We start from the raw sequence: 19,523 nt of genomic DNA, 5'->3' as shown, positions 1-19,523 counted from the left end.
CGCCTGCAACTACGCCGCCGCACGCTACGGCTCCATGGACAACGTCAACTCCGCATACTGACCCCCGGGAGCCCGACCCCGCCGACTCGCGCCCGATGGCCCCGACTGCCGCGGTGAGGGGTACACGATCGTCATGCCTGCCAGAACATCTCGATATCGACTCTGAACTGGCGTCAGGTCTGGCTCGCTGCTCGCTGAGTGATGTCATGGGTCGACGCGCCTTCGATCTCGGCGAGTCTTGTTCCACCCGGACAGATTGTGCTGGTCCGCGCCTTGGCGAAAACTCGAGCCGAACCTGTCCTCAACCACATCCGCCCGCGGCACGACCGACTGAATCGACGCCGGGGAGGTCTCGCAGTTCTGGCGAATCTTGTTGGGGCGGCAGCGGATTCGCAGGGCGATCCACTGCCGCGACGCCGCCGCCGACCGCCGGCGTCCGATACCCGGGCGAGCGACCGCTGTGAAGTGCTACGTTGACCCTGCACTCCCGTCGAAACCGCCGTGCGTCTACGACGCCAGGCGCTCCGTTCAGCATCGGAAATCTCTGGTCAGGAGGCATCGCGTGAGTACCTACACGGTCGGCTACATCATCGGCAGTCTGTCCAAGGAATCCATCAACCGGATCCTGTCCAAGGCCCTGATCCGGCTGTCACCACCACAGTTGACGTTCACCGAGATCCCGATCAAGGATCTGCCGCTCTACAACCACGACTACGACGCCGACTACCCGCCGCAGGGCCGGGCGCTCAAGGCGGCCATCACCGCGGTCGACGCCCTGCTGTTCGTGACGCCGGAATACAACCGCTCGATCCCGGGCGCGCTGAAGAACGCCATCGACTGGGCCAGCCGCCCGTGGGGCGACAATTCGTTCACCCTCAAGCCGTCCGCCGTCATCGGCGCCTCGCCGGGCAAGATCGGCACCGCGATCGCTCAGCTCAGCCTGCGTAGCGTCCTGGGCTACTGCAATTCCCCGCAGATGACTTCCCCGGAGGCCTACATCCAGTTCCGCCCGGATGTCTTCACCCCCGACGGCGAGGTCCTCGACGACTCGACGAGGCAGTTCCTCACCCGGTTCATGGCGGATTTCTCCGCTTTCATCGACAGCGTCCACGGCGTGGTCCCCCAGCCCGGCTGACCGATTCGCGCGGCCGGTGGCGCACCCGTGCCGTGTCGGTGGTTTCCCTGCCGCCGCGACCGACCCGCCCGGTGCAACGAGGACGAGGGGAGAAGACGTCATGGCCGATGAGCACTACGACACGATCGTGATCGGAGCCAGCCAGGGCGGTCGGTTCCTTCCCGTCGAGCTGGCGCAGGCGGGCCGAAGGGTGGCGCTGGTCGAGCGTGGCCAACTCGGCGGTGTCTGCGTGAACATCGGGTGCACCCCGACCAAGACGATGGTCGCCAGCGCCCGCCTCGCCCACCAGGCGCGCCGCGCCGCGGAGTACGGCGTGCGGATCGGTCCGGTATCGGTGGACCTGGCCGCGGTGCGCGAGCGCAAACGGGCCATGGTCGCCGGAGCGCGAGAGAACTACGTGAGCCGCCTGGCGCGGGACAGGCTCGACCTGATCGAAGGCGAGGCTCATTTCACCGGGCCGAAGTCGGTCGAGGTCGCCACGATCGACGGCGGGAGGCGGCAGATCAGCGCACCGGTGATCGTCATCGACACGGGTGCCCGGCCCAAGCCGCTGGCGATCCCCGGCGCGGACCAGGTCCCCGTGCTCGATTCGACGTCGATCATGGAGTTGGACCAGCTCCCGGAGCACCTGATCATCGTCGGCGGCGGCTACATCGGGCTGGAGTTCGGGCAGATGTTCCGCCGGTTCGGCAGCGAGGTCACCATCGTCCAGCACGCCGCGCACCTGCTGACGCGCGAGGACGAGGACGTCTCCGACGAGGTCGCCGCTCTCTTGCGCGATGACGGGATCACGGTCTCGACCTCGTCGACGCCGGTCCGGGTCGAGCCGACCGACGGCGGTCGCCTGCGGCTGACCGTTCGCACGGACGACGGTGAGCGACAGCTCGAAGGCTCACACCTGCTCTCGGCCATCGGACGCATCCCGAACACGGAGGCGCTGACCCCCGAGGTGGCCGGCATCCGTCTCGACGACCACGGCTTCGTCGAGGTCGACGAGTACCTGAGCACCACCGTGCCCGGCGTCTACGCGATGGGAGACGTCACGCCCGGCCCAGCCTTCACCCACTCTTCCTACGACGATTACCGCGTTCTGCACGCCAACCTGATCGGGCACGAGAAGGCGAGCACGCGGGACCGGACCGTCCCATACACGGTGTTCATCGACCCCCAGCTCGGCTGCGTCGGCATGACCGAGCGCGAGGCCAGGGCGAACGGACACGTGATTCGGGTGGCGAAGCTCCCGATGAGCGCCGTCATCCGGGCCATCGAGACCGGGGAGACGCGCGGCTTCATGAAGGCCGTCGTCGACGCGGACAACGGTCAGATCCTGGGCTGCGCGGTCCTCGGCAGTGAAGGCGGCGAGATCATGACCATGATCCAGGTCGCCATGCTGGGCAAGCTCACCCACACCGACATGGCCGACGCGATCTTCACCCACCCCCTCCTGGCCGAAGGCCTCAACACCCTCTTCACGATGTTCACCTGAGCCGTGTCGGAGACGACGGCATGAGAAACAACCCACCCAAAGGGCCTACGGCTCAGGGCAACTCGTGAACATGGAAAGGTAGCGTGAGGATGCCATCACGGGGCCGCCGCGCGTCGGAGTCATCGGCGCCGACCCAAATCGCAGCTGGGCCAAGGATTCCCACACCCCGGCACTGCGCAGCCTCCATCATGTACGGCTGGCGGTGGCGACCACCAGCCGTACCGGCGCCCATCGCCGAAGCTATCTCGGGTGGCCGACCTTCGGTCGATCTGCGGCGGTCGGTTCGTGTTGCGCCTGCTTGGCCCGTACTCCTCGTTCGACTCGGTCACCGAGATCCTTGTCGATGTTGCGCAGGTATACGAACGCTCGCGTGAGCACGGGTTGGCTCACTCCGTCGAACAGGTGCGCGACGATGTTGTCGACCAGTCGTGTCCTGGCGTTGTCGTCGAGAACCGTCCGGACCAGGGTGCGAGCCTGTCCCCAGTCGTCGTCGTCCGCGCGCAGTGTGTAGGCGGTTCTGACAATCTCGCCGTCGGCGTACCAACCTGCAGACGGTCCCGCCACAGCGGGATCGGCGTGCGGTCCGCCCTTCGAGTTGGGCACATAGACCGGATCGCCTGGGTTGTGGTGGCGCATGGCGCCGTCTTTCGCCCACGATCGGACCTCGGCGGCGTGTGGCGAATTGACCGGTAGCTCTTTGTAGTTGATACCTATCCGGTGCCGGTGCGCATCGGCATAGGAGAACCAGCGCCCGAGCAGCATCTTGTCGGGGCTGGGGCCCGTGCCGGGTACTGCGTTACTGGGCTCGAATGCCGCTTCTTCGATGTCGGTGAAGTAGTTGGCCGGGTTGCGGTTCAAGGTCATCTTGCCGACGTCGATCAACGGATAATCGCCGTGTGGCCATACCTTGGTGAGATCGAAGGGATTGTAGCGGTAGGTCTTCGCGTCGTCGAACGGCATGATCTGCATCTTCAGGGTCCAGCTCGGATACTCGCCGTGTTCGATCGCTTTCCACAGATCACGCTGGTGGTAGTCCATGTCGATCGAGACCATGTGATCGGCTTCGTGCTGGGTGAGGAATTTGATGCCCTGATCGGTCTTGAAGTGGTACTTCACCCAGAACCGTTCACCCGCGGCGTTGATCCACATGTAAGTGTGGCTGGAGTACCCGTTCATGTGCCGGAAGGTGGCCGGGATGCCGCGATCCCCCATCAGCCAGGTCACCTGGTGCGCCGATTCCGGTGACAGCGTCCAGAAATCCCACTGCATGTCGTTGTCGCGCAGATTGTTGTCGGCGCGGCGCTTCTGTGACCGGATGAAGTCCTGGAACTTCATCGGATCCCGCACGAAAAAGACGGGTGTGTTATTGCCGACCAGGTCGAAATTGCCCTGTTCGGAGTAGAACCTCACCGCGAACCCACGCAGATCCCGCACGGTGTCGGGATATCCCTGTTCGCCCGCGACGGCGGAAAACCGCACCAGCACTTCGGTTTGCGTGCCGGGCTGGAACACAGCGGCCTTGGTGTAGGCACTGACATCGTGGGTGACTTCGAACGTGCCGAACGCCCCGCCGCCCTTGGCATGCGGTTGCCGTTCCGCCAGGCGCTCACGATTGAACGACGCCATCTTTTCGATCAGATACGCGTCGTTCAGCAAGATCGGGCCATCCGGGCCGACCGTCAGGGAATGGTCATCACTGGGTGCCGGAATTCCGGCGGCATCGGTTGTGTAGTTCGGCTCAGACATCTCTCTCCTTGTCCACAGACATAGAGCGACGGCCACATAGTCGTGGGTCGGTGTCGAACACGGCACCGCGGACAACCCGGCCGCGTGCAGGCGGCGAGCACGAGTCGAGTGCTCGTGTCGAGACCGAAACGCATATAGACGCGACGGGTGCTTCTAGAGAGTCATGAACACCGTGTACCCCGTGGCAGCCTGCAGATCGACACCGCGAAGCAGTCCAGTATCTGCCACGACCAACCAATCCCGTCGTGCTCCAATTCGATCACGTCCGAGAGACCCTTTCAACCCACCCGGCAACCGGTCGGCACCGACCCAGCACTGGGCACAGGAGTCCTGGGTACCACCGGCTCGCAGGGGCTAGATCGCGATGCGCCCGCCGTCGACCGGCAGTATCGCGCCGTACACGTAGGCTGCTCGACTGCCGGCCAGGAAGGCGATGGCCTCGGCGATCTCCTCCGGTGTTCCCGGCCGTCCCGCGGGCGTGGTCGCCGCCAGCTCGTCGAAGCCCTCGAATGCCGCGGTGCCCTCGGTGCGGATGGGCCCGGGGCTGACCGCGTTGACCCGCACCCCACGGGGCCCGTACTCGGCGGTCCACGCCTTGGTCAGCAACGCCACCGCGGCCTTGCTGGACCCGTACAGGCCCATTCCGGAGGCACCGAATTCGTCGGCCATGGTGGTGACGTTGACGATGGCGCCGTGGCCGCGCTCGGCCATCTGGGGGGCGAGTTCGGCCACCAGGAAATATGGTGCCTTGACGTTGACGGCGTACACCGCGTCGAAATCGGCTTCCGACGTCTGTTCCGTCGGGCCGAACGGGTAGATGCCCGCGTTCTTGACCAAGACATCGATCTTGCCGAGCCGGGTGACCGCGTCACGGGCCAGCGCTTGCGCGGATGCCTTGTCGCGCAGATCCGCCGGGATGAACACCGCTGTGCCACCGAACGCCTCGATCTCGGCGACCACCTGCTTGCCGCGCTGCTCGTCGCGCCCCGACAGCGCCACCCGCGCACCGCGCCGCGCCAATGTCAGCGCGGTGGCGCGCCCGATTCCGCTGGTACCGCCGGTCACCAACGCAGAGAGTCCAGACAGTTCCGACATCGGATCTCCTCACTTCGTGGTTGATGTGATCGAACCGTTTGCCCGGCATCGGGGATGTCGCTGTCGACTACGACCATTCCCCCGGGTAGTAGCGGACGTTCTGCACCGCACCGGGTTCCGGACTCCCGGATCTCGCGCGACGGCGGTCCAACCCGCATACCGGTCCTTCGGACAAGCCAGATCCCGGACCCACCCACCAGGCTAGCTCCGCCACGATGTCTCGCCGTACGAGGAAGCCGAGATCGGGTGGCTACACCTGGGACTGCCGTGTCATCTGCTGATCGCTCCAATCTCGCCGATCTACGTCAAATGGCGGATGTCTCAGCTGTCGCGCGCTTTATATTCGGTTGTGCCGTATGGCAATTCACTCGCAGAGGGAGAGTTCGAATGACTGCGCAGGACAAGACCGTCGTGCTGGTTCACGGTGGCTTCGTCGATGGTGGCGGATGGCGGGGTGTCTATGACGAGCTGACCCGCGATGGGTTCGCGGTGCGGGTGGTGCAGAACCCGACCAAGTCGCTGGAGGACGACGCCGCGACCACCCGTCAGGTGCTCGACGAAATCGACGGCCCGGTCGTATTGGTCGGGCATTCCTATGGTGGGGCGGTCATCACCGAGGCCGGGACGCACGAGAAAGTGGCCGCGCTGGTCTACATCACCGCGTTCGCGCCCGACAAGGGCGAATCGGTGAACACCCTGCTGGCCACGTTCCCGCAGGACGGCCCGCAGCCGCCGATCCTGCCGCCGGTGCAGGGGTATCTGTTCCTGGACCGGGCCAAGTTCCCGGATTCCTTCGCCGGTGACCTTGCCGCGCCGGACGCCAAGTTCCTGGCCGACTCCCAGGTGCCGTGGGGCGTGGAAGCGCTCGGCGGGGTCATCAGTGAGGCCGCCTGGCGGTCCAAGCCCAGCTGGTACCTGCATGTCACCGAGGACAAGATGATTCCGCCCGCGGCGCAGGCATCCATGGCCGAACGTATCGGCGCGACCGTGGCCGAAACGCCTGGCAGCCATGCCATTTACGTGTCCCGTCCCGAAGTGGTCGCCGCCATCGTCCGAAACGCGGCCGAAGCCGTCTGACCCAGCGGTAAGCAACAACGGGCTGTCGGCCGCACGCTCAGTGGGGCCGACAGCGCACGCATGATCCTCGGGACGCGGATGTACTGCACCGCAACAGGTTCCGGCGCTCATCGCCTGGCGCTGGCCGGCTCGGTATGGATCGTCGCGGAGTATCGCGAAACCCGAAGAGACAAAGTTGGTTTCATCGTGTTCGACTCCGTGTATCGATCGTGGGCCGAGGATCCCGTGCGGTTCTGGGAGACACAGGCGCACGAACCGACCTGGAGCCGCCTGGTGGGTGCCGGCCCAGACAACGAGAAGGCCCCGCTCGACAACTGGTTCACCGAAGGCCGTCTCAATGCCGCGTACTGGCGTGTGGCCCGGCTCAGTCCTGGAAGTAGTGGCGTTCGGCCAGATCCGCGAGCAGCGTTGGGCCGCTCGGCGCCCAGCCCACCGTGGCCGCGGCGGGTCCGCCGTCGCCGGTCATCGGCATGCTCCACATCATGCCCAGCCAACCGAAGTGGCCGACCGCGTCGGCGGGGTCGATCGAGGTGGTCGGCACCCCGAGCCGGCGACCGACGGCCTCGGCGATATCGCGGGTCGCCACGCCCGAATCGGCGACCGCGTGCAACACCGTTCCCGCTTCGGCCTTGTCCACCGCGAGTCGAAACAGCCGCGCGGCGTCGTCCCGGTGCACAGCCGACCAGGCGTGCGCACCGTCCCCGACATAGCCGGACACACCCTTCTCCCGCGCGATCTCGACGATTCGGTGGATGAATCCACGGTCGCCCGCGCCGTGCACCGTCGGCGGCAGACCCAGCACCACCGATCGGATGCCGCGTTCGGCGAGCCGGACCGTGGCGGCGGCCGTGGCGCGGCGGATCATCGGCTCATCGGCCACACCGGGCTGACCGGTGTCGAACGGAACCAGCCCTGAGGCGATCACCAGCGGCCGATCGGAACCCGCGAGAACATCGCCGAACAGGTCGACCACCCGGCGATCGGTGCGCTGATTCTCCTCGAACTGGGAGAAGTCATGGAGGAAAGCCAGGTGAACCACCCCATCGGCCTCGTCTGCGGCCGCACGCAAACCATCCGGATCGAGGAGATCGCCGCGGCGCACCTGCGCGCCGGCTGCGGTCAAGGCCGCGGCCGAGGCGTCCGACCTGGCCAGGCCGACCACCTCGTGACCTGCGTCGAGGAGTTCGGGAACGACGCGGGAACCAATGAAACCGGAAGCTCCGGTGACGAAAAGACGCATGAGAAAGCCCTCTCGACTTGTGATGTCAGCATCTGTCATCAGAATAGCCCTCATGTCAGGCTCTGTCATCACTTCGACGTCAGTTGCTGACGTCACTGTCTTACAATCACGGAATGGGTCGTTGGGAACCGAACGCGCCGGGCCGCCTCGGCCGCGCGGCAATGGAGCTGTATCTGGAGCGCGGCTTCGATCAGACCACCGTCGCCGACATCGCCGAGCGAGCCGGGCTCACCGAGCGCACATTTTTCCGGCACTTCGCCGACAAGCGTGAGGTGCTGTTCGGCAACCAGCAGATCCTGCACGACATCATCACGAACGCCATTGCCGAGGCGGATGATTCAGCATCACCGATCGCGGCGCTGGGGGCGGGCCTGGAGGCGGTGGCCGAACTGATCGGGCAACGCCGGGACTTCGCCCAACAGCGCCAGTCCGTGATCGCCGCGAACCCCGCATTACAGGAACGGGAACTGACCAAGCTCGCCGCGCTCGCGGCAAGCAGCGCCGAGGCGCTACGTCTGCGCGGCGTCCCCGAGCCCACCGCGGGCCTCACCGCCGAAGTCGGCATCGCGGTCTTCAAGATCGCCTACACCGGCTGGGCCGATTCCCCGCCGGACCGCAGCCTGGCCGAGTTCATTCGCGAAACGCTGGCCGAACTCGAGGCGGTCGCCACCGGGACGGCGTGCCAATAGACAACCTACTGGCGGGCGAAGCGCCGTCTCCCCTCGCCACGGGCAGGAGTATCAGCGCCGCTGCGACGACGCGGGCTGCTGTTGTGGCGCGGTTAACGGGCCGACCGACAGTCATGGGCGATGTTGCGGTGCAAGGTGTTCCACGATCCACCCATGGACCGGAACCAATTGTGGCAGACCGGCTTCAGCGAGTTCGAAACGGTCGGCGATGGGATCTGGCGGATCTCAGCCGGAGCCGCACGCCCGAAGATCAACAGGCTGAGATCATCTCCGTGCCGCTCGGGCGGGTGTCGGTGTGGACGAACTCGTGTCCGAGTGGTTCACCGTCGAGGCCTCAGCGGACGACCCGTGCCGCGCGACGGCATTCTTCAAATGCTCACCCAGCACCAGCACCAGCGCCGCTCAGCCTGAGCGATCCTCACCTCGAGCCTCGGGGGCCCTCACTTGCTTTCGCGCACAATCTCATCCGATGCGGCAAGGGCCTCGGGCGTGAAGACGTAGCGAGTGAACCACCGCGGGATCCGGCGGCGCAGCGCCGGGTCGCCGTGCAAGTCGACGCCGGGTTGGTCCTGTAGGTCGTGCCAGGACAACTCACCGATCCACCAGCGGGTGACCTCGGCGGTGGGGGCAGTGAGCCAGACATCGACCGGGGCTCCGGTGTCGTCGCGACACAAGTTGACGCCCGTCGGCGACACGTGCAGCCAGAAGAAGCGGTCGGCGGGCCGTCGGTCGGTGAAGGTCAACGCGAGGACCACGGTGCGGGCGGGCAGCTGGGTAGCGTCGATGCGGCGCTGCATATCCCAAGTCAGGGCCGCGGTGTCCAGGTCGTCCTCGGACAGGGCCGCACTGTCGGTTCGGACCGCCCAGCGGGCCAGTTCCTGCACCACGGGGGCCAAGGCGAGCCCGGCGTCGGTGAGGTTGTAGTCGGCGTCCACGATTCCGGCGGCTCGGAGGCCCCGCAACCGCGCGGATAGCGTAGCTCTGGGAATTCGCGGCAAACCTCGGCGGATATCACTGAACGACGCCGCACCCATCAGCAGCTCTCGCACGATCAGCAGGGTCCAGCGTTCGCCGACCACCTCCAAAGCCCGCGCCACAGCGCAGAACTGGCCATATCCACCCACGCGGCAATGGTAACCGCGAACCGGGCCACCGATCGGTTCAAAGTTTGAACTAGAACGATCCGGGACACTGGCCCAACATGAGTCGCATGAGCAACGAGCAAGCAATTCTCGACCGCGGCCCCAGCGCTTTCGAGGTCGCGTTTCAACCGCAATGGTCGGACATGGATCAGAACGGCCACATGCGCACCACGGGTTATCTCGCCGCCGCCGAGAACTGCAGAATGCAGTACTTCGCCGGGTCCGGCTTCTCCGCCGGCCAGTTCGCGCGGCGCGGGTTCGGCCCGGTCATCCAGACCGACGAGCTGCGTTATCGCACCGAACTACGCCTCCTGGACCGGCACAGCTGTCACTGCACCTCGCAGGCCTGTCCAATGACGGCGCACGCTTCATGATGCGCAACACTTTCACCCGCGCCGACGGCACCGTCGCCGCAACGGTCACCTCCACCGGCGGCTGGCTCGACCTCACCCGGCGCCGCCTGATCAGCCCGCCCGACGACCTCCTGACACTGCTGCGCGACCTTTCCCGAACCGTCGACTTCGCCGACCTCCCCTCACCTCTGGCAAAGCACTGAATAATGCCGCACATTGGCGGGGCGTATCGGTAATGGGAGGCCAGGGAATAGACCCGGTCATGTGAACGCCATGAAAACTGTTCACAGATTCGTTGCTGAAAGATTGCGGATTGGCATAGTGTCGTAGTCGTTCGATCGCGGCACCGACATCGTGAGCGCAGGATCGCCTCCATTCAGCTCCATCGCGCTGCGGATTCGACAGTCGGGGACCCGCCTGCGAAGGATTCACCATGAGCCAATTCCCGCACTCTGCAACAGAATTGACACTGCCGCCGATCCCTGCGGCGCAGTCCGGCAAGGTCCTGGTCGTCGAGAGCAACCCGGCGACCGCGGAGATTGCGACACTTGTGCTGGCCAACGCCGGCCATGAGGTGCTTTCTGCCGGCAACGCGCAGCGCGCTCTAACCGTCGCGCGACGATGGCATCCGGACCTGGTGCTGCTCGAACTGGTCCTGCCGGACCTGCCGGGCGCGCATCTGTGCCGGCAGCTGCGGAATCGTTCACCGATTCCGATCATCGTGAACTCCCTCGATGGCAATCCCGATGCCATCGATGACGCCTACACCGCCGGCGCGTGCGACTACCTACCCAAACCGCTCAGAACCCGCGAACTGCTCGACCGCATCCGTGTCCATCTCACAGCACCACAGGCGGCCTGAAACATCACCGAGCCCGCCTCGGTCGCCACGTGGAAGACCGAACCCGGTTGGGGTGTCGTCTCGGCCGCGGACCACACCATCAATCCCGAGGCGCCGAACTCCGTTTCATTGTTCGATCGCTCGAAATCATCGGGATATCCACCGCAGGCCGGGAAATCGCCGGCGGAGGTTCCGGATCTGCCGGTGGACCTGCGCGAGTTCGACCTCGACGGCCTGATTGGGTTTGTCGTCTCGCCACTGGCTGCACCGGCGAACCAGGCATTCGGCGTGATACTCGAGTTCCGCGAGGAACATACGCGCCTGGGCGAGTTCGGGATTCTCGCTCACCGGCGGCTCGTATCAGCCGGTTGCCGAAAGCCTCCGCAGTGCGCCACGCTCGACCAGCAACGGAATGAAATCGCGAACCGGCCGGCCGTCGAAGCCACGGTGGATTTCGGCGACGACGCCCTCGACGGTGTCGGTATTGATTGTGGGAAACTGTGCGGCAAGGCGTCGGACGAGTGCCGCGATCTGCTGATCTTCGTCATGTGCTGCCATGGTTCATGGTTGTCCGCGACACCCTGCGTCGTCAACCACCGGCATTTTCGGTTCGGGGAATATGTCACGTTCGATCGCGACCAGCACGGCAATCACGTTCTCCGCCAAAGTGATTGACGATGCCGCCGGGGAGGAGGTTCCGGCGGCATCGTGGCAGCAACGACGACTGCTCGCCCGAGGGGGTGTAGACCAGGTTCGCCGCGAGGTCGGAATCCGGGGCGCCGCCCTGCAATTGGCCCAGACTCTCCCCCTCCTCGAGCGCGTAGCCGGAGACGTAGACGAGTCCGGCCACATTGTCCGCGACACCGGCGCGGCCGCCGCACAACCCAAGGGGCGGTTGTTTCAGCGTGTCGACGACGGTGATGACCGCGCCGCCATAGGAGTGACCGGCCAGCAGCACCGGGCCGTCGATGGCCTCGGCGACCGCCCGGATGGAGGCGGCGTCGGCGGACAGGCTGCGATTGTAGACGGGCGGGACCAGGACCGGAATGCCCTGGGCGAGCAGCCGTTCGGTCACCGGGGATCACTGCCGGCATCGGCGAAAGCGCCGTGAACCAGGATTACCGTCGGGGCGGGCACGGGATTCCTTTCGTCGGGTCACGGGCGGAAAGCACCGTGCCCTCCGAGTTTCGAGTTGCCGCGCGGTGGCCGCCCCTGCCTGCGGGCCAGGAATCCGCCGAATCAGGACACCGCCGGCTCCGCTTCGTCGGACATGGCCGCCGACCCGGAAAACGCACGCTCGCCAGCCGACCGGCCGGTGTCCCGAATTCAGGGATTCCTGGCCGATGAAGCGGGGCCGTCGCCCACCGTCGGCGGGAAAGCTGGAGGAAGGCGCGCACCGACGCGTGCGCTCACGACGCGACGCTAGGGAGAACGGACATGGCAGGCAATCCGCACGGCATCTCACTCGAACCCGCCGCCCAGGCCTTTGTGGACGCAACCTCGGAACCGCCCTTCCTGTACCAGCTTTCGCCGGAGGAGGGCCGTAAGACTGTCGACGGGGTGCAGGATTCCCCGATCTTCAAGCCGGAAATCGACGAGGAATGGATCACCGTCGAGGGCGGGCCGACCGGATCGATCCGGGTACGCATCGTCAAGCCCAAGGACGCCACCGGGACCCTCCCGGTCATCATCTACACCCACGGCGCGGGCTGGGTCTTCGGCGACGCCCACACCCACGACCGCCTCGTCCGCGACCTGGCGGTCGGGGTGAACGCGGCCGTGGTGTTCCCCGAGTACGACCGCTCCCCCGACGTGCACTACCCGGTCGCCAATGAGCAGTCCTACCGGGTCGCCCAGTGGGTCACCACCGACGGCGCCGCCAAGGGGCTCGACAGCACCCGCATCGCCGTCGCCGGAGACTCCGTGGGCGGCAATATGGCCATCGCCCTGACCCTCATGGCCAAGGACCGCGGCGACGTCTCCTTCCGCCAGCAGGTCCTGTTCTACCCCGTCACCGACGCCAACTTCGACACCGGCTCCTACCGCGAGTTCGCCACCGGCTACTTCCTGACTCTCGAAGGCATGCAATGGTTCTGGGATCAGTACACGACCAGTGACTCGGATCGCGCCCAGATCACCGTGTCCCCGCTGCGCGCCGGCCTCGACCAACTGGCCGGCCTCCCGCCGGCCCTGGTCATCACCGCGGAGGCCGACGTCCTGCGCGACGAGGGCGAGGCGTACGCCGCCAAACTGCGCGCCGCCGGTGTCCCGGTGACGGCCGTCCGCTATGGCGGCATCGTCCACGACTTCGTCATGCTCAACACACTGCACGACACCCACGCCGCGACAGCCGCGGTGGCGCAGGCGGTCAGTGTTCTGGCCCGGGCCCTGCACGACTGACCCCGACCCGGCCGCCACGGGCAGAATGCAACTGCCGACCCGAGGGTGATACGAACGCGATGGATCGTGACGCAATGACGGTCGTGCCCGAAGCGGCCACGGCACACCAGATTCCGCGACGGGAGCGCGCGAATGCCTTTCGCGCACTGCGGTCGCGCCCGTTCCGGTGGTACTTCGCAGGGCAGATCGCCTCCGCCAGTGGCACGTTCGTGCAGGCGACGGCGGTCGGATGGCTGGTGTTGCAGCTGACCGGATCACCGGCCTCACTGGGTGTGGTGCTGGCCGCGGGCGGGGTGCCGCCGCTGCTGTTCGGACCGTGGGGCGGGGTGGTCGCGGATCGGGTCGATCTGCGACGCTTGCTGATCGGTACGCAGGTGGTCTCCGGATTGCTGGCGGCGATTCTGTGGGCGGCGGCGGTGACCGGGAGGGCGGGGATCCCGCTGGTCATCGGCGTGACCGTGGCGGGCGGCGTGGTACAGATCGTCGATTCGCCCGCACGGCAGGCCTTTGTGGCACAACTGGTTCCGCCCACGGATCTGGCCAGTGCGGCCAGCGTCAACGGCGTGGTGATGAACAGCGCCCGCGTGGTGGGTCCCGCGCTGGCGGGACTGCTGATCGCATTCATCGGCACCACACCGTGTTTCGCGGTGAACGCCATCTCCTACCTCGCGGTGGTCGGGGCGCTGGTGGCGATCCGGCCCACCGCACCGGCTACTGCTGCCGTCCGGGCGCGATCGGACGGGGTGCTGTCCGCACTGCGCTATGCCCGCACCCGGCAGCAACTGTGGCTGCCGCTGACCATGATGGCGCTGGTCGGACTGTTCGCCTTCAACTTCCCGGTGCTGCTCCCGGTGCTGGCGGAGCGCACTTTTCACGGCACCGGCGGCACCTACGGCCTGCTGTCGACCATGCTCAGCATCGGTTCGGTGGGCGGCTCGCTCGCAGTCGGACTGGTACGCCATCCCCGCCGCACCTATCTGGTTACGACCGCAGCCGCCTTCGGCATCAGTCTCGCCGCGACGGCAGTCGTACCGAATCTGGCCACCGCCTGCACAGCCCTGATCGCGACCGGGTTCGCGGGCTTCAGCTTCGTCACCATGGCATCGACCGCCCTGCAACTGCACGCGGATCCGAGCTATCGCGGGCGAATCATGGCGCTGTGGGTCTTCGTCTTCCTCGGCACCACACCCATCGGCAGCCTGATCACCGGGTGGATCATCGACGCCTCCGGGCCACGGGCGGCGCTGCTGGTGGGCGCGCTCTCGTGCCTGGTGGCCGCGGCCATCGCGGGACGGGTACGCACGCCGCCTCATCCGGACGGACCCGACGGGCCCGAGTGAAGTCAACTGTGCCCGCCGCGCAGGTCAGCCGGTGCGGACTGCCTGAGCCCCCAGGCCCGCAGCGGCTGGGGGAATCCGCGCCAACGCAGCGATGCCATCGGGTGGGGTTCCCGGGGCATCGCGAAAGCGGTTGTCGCCGTTGCTGTTTCTTGCAGGGTCCGCCGCTGATCGACGCCGGCTGCGGACCGTTGGCCTGCTGGCACGGGGCAGACCGTTGTGTAGGATCGGGGAGATTGCGGTTCGGTTGCCAAATGTTTTCCGATTAACGGGCATGTGGGATCCGAGAGGAGCTTTCGCGATGGCAAAGGTGCTCTTTATCGTCAGTGGTGCCAGTTACTGGGTGATGAAGGACGGCTCACGGTATGCGACCGGATACTGGGCCGAGGAGTTCGCCAACCCGTATCGGATCCTCATCGACGCCGGGCACCAGGTGGTCGTCGCTACACCGAACGGTGTGATCCCGACAGTCGACATGATGAGCCTGCGCCCTCAGATGGCGGGCGGCATGGACGGGGCCCTGCGGCTCGAGTCGATCATCCGCGAAGCGGAGGCATTGCGGCGGCCGTTGCACTTGTCGGATGTGCGTCTCGAGGATTTCGATGCGGTGTACCTGCCGGGCGGGCACGGTCCGATGGCGGACCTGGCGTTCGACGCTGACTGCGGGCGGTTGCTGACGCAGCAGCTGGCCTCGGGCAAACCGCTTTTCATCGTCTGTCACGCTCCGGCCTCGATCTTGTCCACCAGGATCGGAGGCGAATCGCCGTTCGAGGGTTATCGCCTCACCTGCTTCACCGACGAGGAAGAGGAGGCCGTGGGCGTCGCCGCACTCGCGCCGTGGCTACTCGAGACCGACCTGAGGGAGAAGATCGGCGTCGATTTCAGTCGCGGGCCGATATGGGAGCCGTACATGGTCGAGGATCGCAACCTGACCACCGGCCAGAACCCGGCCTCGGCCGCCGTCCTCGGCAACCGGATGGTCGAGATACTGAAAGGCGCCTGACCGATTCGGCCAGGTTCGAGACGATTCTTTTCGTGACCCCGCGATTCGGAGGAGCACGTGATGTCCATGCGCGAAACCCGACGAATGACGATCGGTGACTTTCTGCTCCGCCGTTTGACGGAGGCCGGGATCAGCCACCTCTTCGGCGTCCCCGGCGACTACAACCTCGAGTTTCTCCAGCAACTCCAAGACCGCAGCGCCATCGAATGGGTCGGCAATTGCGGCGAGCTGAATGCGTCCTATGCGGCGGACGGCTATGCGCGGCTGAAAGGCATGGGCGCACTGCTCGTGACGAACGCGGTAGGCGCGATGAGTGCGATCAACGGGGTCGCCGGCTGCTATGCCGAGCATGTTCCCGTGGTCTGTATCTGCGGGTCGATTCCACTCAGGTCCATCGATCGGGGCCTGGGGATGCATCACACGATGGCCGACGGGACCTGGGACCGCTTCCTCGGCGCGTTCGCGCAGGTGACCGCCGCACAGGCCAGACTGACCCCGTGCAATGCCGCCATCGAGATCGACCGGCTGATCCTTACCGCCTGGCGGGAGAAACTGCCGGTGTACCTGGAGCTGCCGTCCGACATCGCCTACCTCGATATCGAGGTTCCGGTCGAGCCGCTGGTCCTCGAACAGCCATCCAGCGACCCCGAACGGCTGCAGTCGTGCATCGCCGCGGTCGCCGCCCACCTGTCCGGCGCCCGGGCACCGGCGATTCTGGTGGATCTGGACGCGGACCGATTCGGCGTCGCCGCGGAGGTCATGGAACTCGCCCAGAAGATGCGACTTCCGGTCGCGGTGAGCAACACCGCCAAGGCGGTAATCGACGAAACGTTCCCCTATTACGCCGGCGTCTACAACGGCGAAGCGAGTGCGCGGCACACACTCGACGCGATGCAGGCCGCCGATTGCCTGCTCTGCATCGGATACCGACCCATAGAAGCGACCACGGGCGACTTCACGGTCTCGCTGCCCGCCGACACGATCCACCTGCGCGCACACTCGGCCGACGTCGGAAAGGACAACTACCAGGCGGTTTCGCTCCAGGAAGTTCTCCGCGGCGTCATCGACGCGGTGCCGCGCGTTGCCGATCGCGCCACACCCCGGCCCGTGGCAGCGGCGCCACGCGCTCACATCGACCGGTCTGCCAAGCTGACGCAGGCGGCGTACTGGCAAGCCATCCAGGACTACATCCGGCCCGGGGATGTGCTGCTCGTCGATAACGGCACGTCATACGCCCTCTTCGGCCTGAAACTCCCGCAGGGCTGCACCTTCGTCGGATCGGTCAACTGGGGGTCGATCGGCTACTCGGTCGCTGCCCTGCTGGGCACGCTGACCGCGGCACCGGACCGGCGCCACCTATTGTTCGTCGGCGACGGCTCGTTCCAGCTGACCGCGCAGGAGCTGTCGACCATCCTGCGGCACGATCACAAGCCGGTGATCTTCCTGATCAACAACGGGGGATACACCATCGAGCGCGGCTACCTCGGAAAGACCGAGTCCTACAACGACATCGCCCCGTGGGCATACGCGGATCTGCCGAAGGTGCTTCGCCCCGACACCACGGCGCGATCATTCGTCGCAAAGACTCCAGCGGACCTGCACAACGCCCTCTCCGCACCCAATGACAGCTTGATCTTCATCGAATCGATCATGGATCCCTTCGATTCTCCCGCCCCGGTCACCGAAAGCAGCAACAGAGGAGCCGAACTCGACTACGGGCCCCGTGGCCCGCAACACCACGAAGGCACCCAGCTCCGGCCGGTGTGACCCCCAGCGTAGGTCGGTGGATACCAACAGGTGCCGGCACGGAAACCTGCCGTCAGCGCGGCGTGAATGTGGCCGAGCGGCACGGATTCACACCGCCAACGGGAAGCCGGCCCGCTCCACGGCCACACTGTCACCCGGATTCAGCAGCGCGGAGAACAGCAGCGCCTGTCGCTCCGACCACACCGGAGCGATGACTCCTTTCGCGTTCCAGCGAAACAGACACGGCCACAGCGGTGAATCCTTGCGCTCAGCGGAATCGGAATCGGATCGCCCCGTGCCGCGCGGTCGAGCACTGTGCCACCGTCATGTCAGGACCGCGGACGGCCCGCCGGACGCCGCGCCCGCCATCGAGAATTGATGTAGCGCTTCGACTCGTACGAGGGCGGGGTACCGGCGGTAGCGGCCGGCGGAATCAGGCTCGCGACTCCGCTGGCGTCGTCGGTCTGGATCATTCCCGCCCGCAGCGCCAGTTCGAGCAGCAGCCTGTCGCCGGTCTTGAGCCGCAGGCCCCATCGCAGCGCCGTGGCGAGGATCAGCAAGTCGTTGAAGGAGTTCCGGCGATGCTGCTTGAGGTTGATCCTGGCGCGCAGGACCTCCTGCAGCAGATCGACCGCAATGGTGATCTCACTCATCGTCAACGGCAGTGGCGCCACCTCGACGTCGCTGAGGAACCGAGCCCGAACCCCTACGATCCGCCCGATATTGCGGTCGATCGCGACCGACGCCATGCCTTCGATCAGTCCGAACGCCCGCGCATTCTGCACATTCGCCACCGCCTGATGCGACTTCTCCAGGTAGGCGGCGAAACCATGACCCGCGAGACTGGCCGGAAAGTTGATCAGCAACTTGTCGGTGCGGGCCATCCCCGCCTGCCCCTTGAGTATCCGGCCCCGGTACAGCTCGACAAGGTGATTGACATCGGGCAGACCCCACAGATGGTCCCTCGCGAGGCTCGGCAGCAGATACCGATACCCCCAGCCCTGCGGCGCCTGCATGCTGTAGAGCTCCTGCAGGGTCGTGGTGCTCGCATAGTAAGCACCCGGTTCGGGCGCCTCACACGATCCGCTGTGCCACAGGGACAAGAAGTTCGTATCCAGCAGCACTCCGTCAACCACGTGAGGTCTTCTCTCGCCGAAACCAGGCTCGAACACGGTGGCACCGCGACCCGCCTCGATAGAACCTGGACTACTTGATACGTCCGAACCACTCGTACCGCAAGGCTATTCGGTCTGACTGATCCTAAATCTGGACGCGGACGCGAATACCTGGTGCGGCACGCTTCGAGGCGAGTCCACTGTCGACTCCCGCCACGGGCAACGCTTCTCACTCGGTCACGACGCTCACCACCGCCCGCGTGCCATCGCCAGTGGTCTTGCCCGCTACGGCAAGACCTGTCAGCTCCAATTCGTCGGAAATGCTTTGAGCACAACCACACTCGGCCCACGGCAGCGAGCACGCGACGCTGCCAGCGCTCCACCATGGCGACGGAAGACCGTTGGGGCGCCCTCGATACAGCTACCTCACGAACCGCATACGCGAGCAATTACCTTGGGCTGCAGTACTTCAGGTCAGCGCGCGGCCGCGCCCCTGAACCAAGTCAAGACGCTCGTCCAAGTCGATCCGGATGACGAGCAGGTCGGCGCCCAGCGCGCGAACCATGATCGCGTTGAGAATCCGCAGTGGTCGCCAACGAGCCAGTCGCCGTTGCCGTTCCAACGGATCCTCGTCGGGAAGAACTGTCGCCTGGCCGGTGCGCCAGACGAAGCGCCAGCCCTGCCGGAGTTTCACCCGGACGGTGGGTTCGGCCATGAGATTGCGGACGTATCCGGCCCGGTACCCGTGTTCGGCGATGATCCAGAAGACGTCGCCGGCCGATCCGTTGCCCACCGGTGTTCGGTATCGCCGTCCGGTTCGCCGCCCCACCGTCTCCACGAGCGCATAGCCGAAGGGCACGAAGCCGATCCGGAACAACAGGCGTACAACGGGATTGAGCAGATAGCGCTGGAAGGCCGCCACCGCGGCGCGCTTCCGGCTCGGCCACCCGATGGTGAGCGGAATGTTGGCGAGCAGAAGCGCCGACTCCACGGAGGGAACCAGCGGGGACGACGAGGCCGTGGGGTCGACCTTCCACGTGATCCACACCAGGGCGGCCAGGGCCGCGGAACCGGTGATCACGGTGCGCGAGCGGGCTTTTCGAAGTACTTCCATACAC

Annotated in this window: 20 protein-coding genes and 1 pseudogene; 12 read left to right on the top strand and 9 right to left on the bottom strand. The window is 66.1% G+C overall.

Annotated features, from left to right (window positions below; genetic code table 11):
* The first annotated feature begins 562 nt into the window (after positions 1 to 562).
* Entirely contained in the window at positions 563 to 1,135 is a 573-nt protein-coding gene (locus ACFXKA_RS38650; RefSeq protein WP_379431220.1) for an NADPH-dependent FMN reductase, read from the top strand.
* Positions 1,136 to 1,235: 100 nt separating this feature from the next.
* Positions 1,236 to 2,621, top strand: a complete 1,386-nt coding sequence (locus ACFXKA_RS38645) for a mercuric reductase (RefSeq protein ID WP_379431219.1) — start codon at positions 1,236 to 1,238, stop codon at positions 2,619 to 2,621.
* Between the two features lie 240 nt (positions 2,622 to 2,861).
* Here ACFXKA_RS38645 and ACFXKA_RS38640 read toward each other — a convergent pair whose 3' ends face one another.
* Together ACFXKA_RS38640 and ACFXKA_RS38635 are read right to left on the bottom strand one after the other, a co-directional pair.
* The gene (locus tag ACFXKA_RS38640) at positions 2,862 to 4,367 is read right to left on the bottom strand and encodes a catalase (RefSeq protein ID WP_379431225.1); all 1,506 of its coding nucleotides are present in this window, start codon (positions 4,365 to 4,367) and stop codon (positions 2,862 to 2,864) included.
* 354 nt (positions 4,368 to 4,721) lie between these two features.
* Positions 4,722 to 5,462 carry an SDR family NAD(P)-dependent oxidoreductase gene (locus tag ACFXKA_RS38635; protein ID WP_379431218.1) on the bottom strand — a complete coding sequence of 247 codons (741 nt, stop codon included), beginning with the start codon at positions 5,460 to 5,462 and terminating at the stop codon, positions 4,722 to 4,724.
* Positions 5,463 to 5,849: 387 nt separating this feature from the next.
* On the opposite strand from ACFXKA_RS38635, the gene ACFXKA_RS38630 reads away from it, so the two are divergent.
* Both ACFXKA_RS38630 and ACFXKA_RS38625 read left to right on the top strand, forming a co-directional pair.
* Positions 5,850 to 6,539 (top strand): alpha/beta fold hydrolase, encoded by a 690-nt coding sequence (locus tag ACFXKA_RS38630; protein WP_379431217.1) that lies wholly within the window; start codon positions 5,850 to 5,852, stop codon positions 6,537 to 6,539.
* 60 nt (positions 6,540 to 6,599) lie between these two features.
* A pseudogene (locus tag ACFXKA_RS38625) lies at positions 6,600 to 6,875 on the top strand (acetyl-coenzyme A synthetase N-terminal domain-containing protein); the annotation flags it as partial.
* A 28-nt stretch (positions 6,876 to 6,903) separates the two neighbouring features.
* On the opposite strand, the gene ACFXKA_RS38620 reads toward ACFXKA_RS38625, so the two are convergent.
* Complete coding sequence (locus ACFXKA_RS38620) at positions 6,904 to 7,779, bottom strand: SDR family oxidoreductase (RefSeq protein ID WP_379431216.1); 876 nt, start codon at positions 7,777 to 7,779, stop codon at positions 6,904 to 6,906.
* Between the two features lie 113 nt (positions 7,780 to 7,892).
* On the opposite strand from ACFXKA_RS38620, the gene ACFXKA_RS38615 reads away from it, so the two are divergent.
* Positions 7,893 to 8,468 carry a TetR family transcriptional regulator gene (locus ACFXKA_RS38615; RefSeq protein WP_379431215.1) on the top strand — a complete coding sequence of 192 codons (576 nt, stop codon included), beginning with the start codon at positions 7,893 to 7,895 and terminating at the stop codon, positions 8,466 to 8,468.
* A 440-nt stretch (positions 8,469 to 8,908) separates the two neighbouring features.
* Here ACFXKA_RS38615 and ACFXKA_RS38610 read toward each other — a convergent pair whose 3' ends face one another.
* Entirely contained in the window at positions 8,909 to 9,592 is a 684-nt protein-coding gene (locus tag ACFXKA_RS38610; RefSeq protein ID WP_379431214.1) for a winged helix-turn-helix transcriptional regulator, read from the bottom strand.
* A gap of 86 nt (positions 9,593 to 9,678) precedes the next feature.
* Between ACFXKA_RS38610 and ACFXKA_RS38605 the strand changes: the two genes are divergently transcribed.
* The 3 genes from ACFXKA_RS38605 (at position 9,679) to ACFXKA_RS38595 (ending at position 10,825) form a co-directional block, all read left to right on the top strand.
* A complete protein-coding gene (locus ACFXKA_RS38605) occupies positions 9,679 to 9,984 on the top strand; it encodes a thioesterase family protein (protein ID WP_379431213.1) in 306 nt (101 codons plus the stop codon).
* A complete protein-coding gene (locus ACFXKA_RS38600; protein ID WP_379431212.1) occupies positions 9,981 to 10,166 on the top strand; it encodes a hypothetical protein in 186 nt (61 codons plus the stop codon). The genes ACFXKA_RS38605 and ACFXKA_RS38600 overlap by 4 nt, the downstream gene beginning before the upstream one ends.
* A gap of 230 nt (positions 10,167 to 10,396) precedes the next feature.
* Positions 10,397 to 10,825 (top strand): PleD family two-component system response regulator, encoded by a 429-nt coding sequence (locus ACFXKA_RS38595; protein ID WP_379431211.1) that lies wholly within the window; start codon positions 10,397 to 10,399, stop codon positions 10,823 to 10,825.
* A gap of 126 nt (positions 10,826 to 10,951) precedes the next feature.
* Here ACFXKA_RS38595 and ACFXKA_RS38590 read toward each other — a convergent pair whose 3' ends face one another.
* The 3 genes from ACFXKA_RS38590 to ACFXKA_RS38580 all read right to left on the bottom strand — a co-directional run bounded on the left by ACFXKA_RS38590 (position 10,952) and on the right by ACFXKA_RS38580 (position 11,879).
* A complete protein-coding gene (locus ACFXKA_RS38590; RefSeq protein ID WP_379431210.1) occupies positions 10,952 to 11,152 on the bottom strand; it encodes a hypothetical protein in 201 nt (66 codons plus the stop codon).
* A 12-nt stretch (positions 11,153 to 11,164) separates the two neighbouring features.
* Positions 11,165 to 11,362, bottom strand: a complete 198-nt coding sequence (locus ACFXKA_RS38585) for a three-helix bundle dimerization domain-containing protein (RefSeq protein ID WP_379431209.1) — start codon at positions 11,360 to 11,362, stop codon at positions 11,165 to 11,167.
* Between the two features lie 64 nt (positions 11,363 to 11,426).
* A complete protein-coding gene (locus ACFXKA_RS38580) occupies positions 11,427 to 11,879 on the bottom strand; it encodes an alpha/beta fold hydrolase (protein WP_379431208.1) in 453 nt (150 codons plus the stop codon).
* Positions 11,880 to 12,241: 362 nt separating this feature from the next.
* Here ACFXKA_RS38580 and ACFXKA_RS38575 point away from each other — a divergent pair, with 362 nt between their 5' ends.
* The 4 genes from ACFXKA_RS38575 to ACFXKA_RS38560 all read left to right on the top strand — a co-directional run bounded on the left by ACFXKA_RS38575 (position 12,242) and on the right by ACFXKA_RS38560 (position 17,311).
* Entirely contained in the window at positions 12,242 to 13,204 is a 963-nt protein-coding gene (locus ACFXKA_RS38575) for an alpha/beta hydrolase (protein WP_379431207.1), read from the top strand.
* Positions 13,205 to 13,263: 59 nt separating this feature from the next.
* Positions 13,264 to 14,544, top strand: coding sequence for an MFS transporter (locus ACFXKA_RS38570; protein WP_379431206.1), 1,281 nt, complete (start codon positions 13,264 to 13,266; stop codon positions 14,542 to 14,544).
* A gap of 244 nt (positions 14,545 to 14,788) precedes the next feature.
* On the top strand, positions 14,789 to 15,544 hold the full coding sequence (locus ACFXKA_RS38565) for a type 1 glutamine amidotransferase domain-containing protein (RefSeq protein WP_379431205.1): 756 nt from the start codon (positions 14,789 to 14,791) through the stop codon (positions 15,542 to 15,544).
* 60 nt (positions 15,545 to 15,604) lie between these two features.
* Positions 15,605 to 17,311 carry an alpha-keto acid decarboxylase family protein gene (locus tag ACFXKA_RS38560; protein WP_379431204.1) on the top strand — a complete coding sequence of 569 codons (1,707 nt, stop codon included), beginning with the start codon at positions 15,605 to 15,607 and terminating at the stop codon, positions 17,309 to 17,311.
* A gap of 308 nt (positions 17,312 to 17,619) precedes the next feature.
* Here ACFXKA_RS38560 and ACFXKA_RS38555 read toward each other — a convergent pair whose 3' ends face one another.
* Both ACFXKA_RS38555 and ACFXKA_RS38550 read right to left on the bottom strand, forming a co-directional pair.
* A complete protein-coding gene (locus ACFXKA_RS38555) occupies positions 17,620 to 18,426 on the bottom strand; it encodes a hypothetical protein (RefSeq protein WP_379431203.1) in 807 nt (268 codons plus the stop codon).
* Between the two features lie 448 nt (positions 18,427 to 18,874).
* Positions 18,875 to 19,519 carry a nitroreductase/quinone reductase family protein gene (locus tag ACFXKA_RS38550; RefSeq protein ID WP_379431202.1) on the bottom strand — a complete coding sequence of 215 codons (645 nt, stop codon included), beginning with the start codon at positions 19,517 to 19,519 and terminating at the stop codon, positions 18,875 to 18,877.
* Positions 19,520 to 19,523: the final 4 nt, after the last annotated feature.

This window comes from Nocardia sp. NPDC059228 (genome assembly GCF_042754245.1).
Lineage (GTDB): Bacteria > Actinomycetota > Actinomycetes > Mycobacteriales > Mycobacteriaceae > Nocardia.
Note: the sequence above shows the minus strand (reverse complement) of the source record. Positions and strands in the feature narration are given on the sequence as shown.